Source organism: Sphingomonas sp., from assembly GCF_031372575.1.
GTDB lineage: Bacteria > Pseudomonadota > Alphaproteobacteria > Sphingomonadales > Sphingomonadaceae > Sphingomicrobium.
The window spans coordinates 1-3233 of sequence record NZ_JANMLM010000022.1; the positions used below are offsets into that span (position 1 = coordinate 1).

Annotated in this window: 5 protein-coding genes; 3 read left to right on the forward strand and 2 right to left on the reverse strand. The window is 64.5% G+C overall.

Features of this window, described 5'->3' with window-relative positions:
- The 3 genes from RMN73_RS01750 to nadA form a co-directional block, all read left to right on the forward strand.
- On the forward strand, nucleotides 1-701 hold a 701-nt coding region (locus RMN73_RS01750), incomplete at its 5' end, for an MBL fold metallo-hydrolase (RefSeq protein WP_309601598.1).
- Nucleotides 683-1399, forward strand: coding sequence for a DUF4230 domain-containing protein (locus RMN73_RS01755; protein ID WP_309601599.1), 717 nt, complete (start codon nucleotides 683-685; stop codon nucleotides 1397-1399). The genes RMN73_RS01750 and RMN73_RS01755, both read left to right, overlap by 19 nt.
- Nucleotides 1400-1413: 14 nt before the next feature.
- Complete coding sequence (gene nadA, locus RMN73_RS01760) at nucleotides 1414-2415, forward strand: quinolinate synthase NadA (RefSeq protein ID WP_309601600.1); 1002 nt, start codon at nucleotides 1414-1416, stop codon at nucleotides 2413-2415.
- A 4-nt stretch (nucleotides 2416-2419) separates the two neighbouring features.
- Here the strand turns inward: nadA and RMN73_RS01765 are convergent, their stop codons facing one another.
- Nucleotides 2420-2746, reverse strand: coding sequence for a hypothetical protein (locus tag RMN73_RS01765; protein ID WP_309601601.1), 327 nt, complete (start codon nucleotides 2744-2746; stop codon nucleotides 2420-2422).
- Nucleotides 2747-2807: 61 nt separating this feature from the next.
- Nucleotides 2808-3230 carry a DUF4112 domain-containing protein gene (locus RMN73_RS01770; protein ID WP_309601602.1) on the reverse strand — a complete coding sequence of 141 codons (423 nt, stop codon included), beginning with the start codon at nucleotides 3228-3230 and terminating at the stop codon, nucleotides 2808-2810.
- Between the last annotated feature and the right edge of the window lie 3 nt (nucleotides 3231-3233).

Consider the following 3233-nt stretch of genomic DNA (forward strand, 5'->3'; position numbering starts at 1 on the left):
CCGAGCATGTTGCGGTGATTGTCGCCGCTGCGGGGAGCCGGCGGATTGCGGCGATCGCCTGCACCCATACCCACCGCGACCACAGCCCCGCCGCGCGCCTGCTCAAGGAGGCGACCGGCGCCCCCATCATCGGTTGCGCGGCGCTGGCGCTGGAAACGGTCGGCCCGCGTGCCGATGCGAGTTTCGACGGTAACTATATGCCCGACCGAGTGTTGACCGACGCCGAGGCAATCACCTTCGGCGGCGGCGAGACGCTGACCGCCATCGCCACCCCCGGTCACACCTCGAACCACCTGTGCTACTCCTACAATGGCGCGCTCTTCACGGGCGACCACGTGATGGGCTGGTCGACCACCGTGGTGGTCCCGCCCGATGGCGACATGGGGTTGTTCATGGCCAGCCTCGACAAGCTGCGCCAACGCGACGATCGCGTCTTTTACCCCGCGCACGGCGCGCCGGTGACCAACCCGCAGCAATTTTTGCGCGGGCTGATCGGCCACCGCATGCAGCGCGAGAAGCAGATTGTCCGACTGGTTGGGGAGGGCAAGCATTTCATCCCCGACATCGTCGCCAGCGCTTACCCCGGGCTCGACCCGCGCCTGATCCCCGCGGCTGGCGGATCGGTGTGGGCGCATTTGATGGACCTTGAACGGCGCGGGCTGGTTGTATCGAACGGAGAGACATGGACGATCCCCCGTTGATCAAACGCGATGACCGCAAATTGCTGATCGGCCTCGCGGTCGCTCTGTTGCTGTTGCTCGGCTGGTTCGGGTGGCAGCGGCACAAGGCGCAGCAGGACGAATATCAGACCAGCCTCGGCCTTGCCCGCGTGCTGTCGGTGACCTTCCAGGCGCGCGACAAGCTCGAGGTCGGGCGGGTCGATGGCGCGCTCGATGTAACCACGGTCGATCCCGGCCTGTTCCGCTTCCTCCGCTCGGCGCAGAAGGCGACCTTGCCTTATTCGGTGGCCTACCAGCTCGACCTCAGCCAGCTCGACACCAAGGATTATCGCTGGGATGCCGACAAGCGGGTGCTCCGGGTAACCATCCCTGACGTCGCCGCCACCGCGCCGAATATCGACGAGACCAGGCGCAAGACGCTCGCCACCGACGGTATGTTCATCACCCGCGAAGCGTTCGACAATCTCAACCGCCGCGCGGCGCTGCTCGCCACCCGCGCCGCCTCGGCCGAAGCGCAGAAGCCCGAGCATCTCAACGCGGCGCGCGCCAATGCCCGCAAGGCGGTGGCGAACCTGCTCAAGACGCCGCTCTCGGTCGCGGGGCTTGGCGATGTGACGGTCGAGGTTGCCTTCCCCTTTGACGCGGTGCGGTCGAACGAGCAATGGGATGTCGGCCCGTCGATCGCCGAAGTGCTGGCGCAAAAACAGGCCAAGAATTAAGTCGGAGAATTGCCGTGACTGCCCAACCCACCAGCCTCAAAGGTCTCGACCTGCTCGCCGAAATTGCGCGCTTGAAGCAGGAGCGCAACGCGGTCATCCTGGCCCATTATTACCAGAAGCCCGAGATTCAGGACCTCGCCGATTTCGTCGGTGACAGCCTCGATCTGTCGCGCAAGGCGGCGGCGACCGATGCCGACGTCATCGCCTTTTGCGGGGTGCGCTTCATGGCCGAAACCGCGAAGATCCTAAGCCCCGAGAAGATCGTCATCCTGCCCGACATGGACGCCGGCTGCAGCTTGGAAGACAGCTGCCCGCCCGACCAGTTCAAGGCTTTCCGCGAGGCGCATCCCGACCATATCGCGTTGACCTACATCAATTGCTCGGCGGAGGTGAAAGCGCTCAGCGACATCATCGTCACCTCCTCATCGGCCGAAGCAATCCTCAGCCAGATCCCCAAGGACCAGAAGATCATCTTCGGCCCCGACCGGCATCTGGGCGGGTATCTCGCGCGGCGGTTCGATCGCGAAATGCTGCTGTGGCCGGGGATCTGCATCGTCCACCAGGCTTTTTCGGAAACCGAGTTGCTCAAATTGAAGGCGCAATATCCCGGCGCCCCGGTCGCGGCGCACCCCGAATGCCCGCCGCACATCATCGACCATGCCGACATGGTCGGATCGACCAGCGCTATCCTCAAGTTTGCGGTCGAGAGCCCGGCGCAAGTGATCCTGGTCGCGACCGAGCCGCACATCATCCACCAGATGGAAAAAGCCGCGCCGCACAAGACGTTCATCGGCACGCCCGGCGGCGACGGCAATTGCAACTGCAACATGTGCCCGTACATGGCGCTCAATACGCTCGAGAAACTCTACGTCGCGCTGCGCGATTTGAAGCCGCAGATCGCGATGAGCACCACCTTGATGGACGCCGCGCGGGTGCCGCTGCAGCGGATGCTCGACATGGCTGGGCATACGGTCGGGCAGGGCGATGTCGGACGACCCAAACTAAGCGGCGACTAGTCGCTTAGCGCCGCCTGCGTCCCCGATTGCTATCGACCGTATCGAACTGCAGGATCGCGGTGCCGGTCTGGCCGAGCGGAACGACAGCCGTGCCAAACACTTCGCGATAGCCGCCAGTACCGATTGCAACGCCCAGTTCGCCTTCGACCCGGCGCGGTTCGGACACGCCAGCACCGTCGCGCCGCGCCGCTGCTTCGTCGAGAATCTTTTGAATTTCGACCGGGCTCAGCCGATGGGCATCGCCAATCGCGGCGCGCGGTGCATCGGCAGCCAGCGCGGGGGCAGGTAGCGCCATTGCAGCAATCAATATCGTCGCTCGAAACCGCATCATACCTCACTAACCAATTGGCACGGCATAGCGCATCGCAATCGGCTTTGCACAGGAAAGCGGCTTAGCGTCGCGCGTTCACGTTCACCGTCCCCGTCCCCGGGTGATGCTTGTCGAGGTGGCGTTTGATGATGCGCAGGTTGCGGGTGTTCGATCGGAAGAAGAAATCGGGCACCGCGCCGATAAACGGGATCATCCCGAGCAGCCAGTCGACCCCGATATTGCCCGCCATCCGCGCCACCGCCGATTTGGGCATGCCGAGGTTGCGCGCTTCCCACGCCAGATACGCGCCGAGCACGGCCGCTGCAGTCGGGCCGACAACGGGGACGAAATCGAGCAATACGTCGAGCCCGACGCCGCGGTTCAGGCCCGGAACGCGGATCAGATTTTCCATCGCCCGTTCGAGTGCCTCGACCCGGGTGCGGACCGATTGCGGGTCACTGCTCAACGCCGGGAAGGGGCGGCGGTCGCTGTCGTTGATGTGCATGCC

Bases quoted from the DNA above. Each gene is read 5' to 3' on its own strand.
- RMN73_RS01755 (WP_309601599.1), top strand. From the start codon at position 683: ATGGACGATCCCCCGTTGATCAAACGCGATGACCGCAAATTGCTGATC.
- RMN73_RS01765 (WP_309601601.1), bottom strand. From the start codon at position 2,746: ATGATGCGGTTTCGAGCGACGATATTGATTGCTGCAATGGCGCTACCT.
- RMN73_RS01770 (WP_309601602.1), bottom strand. From the start codon at position 3,230: ATGCACATCAACGACAGCGACCGCCGCCCCTTCCCGGCGTTGAGCAGT.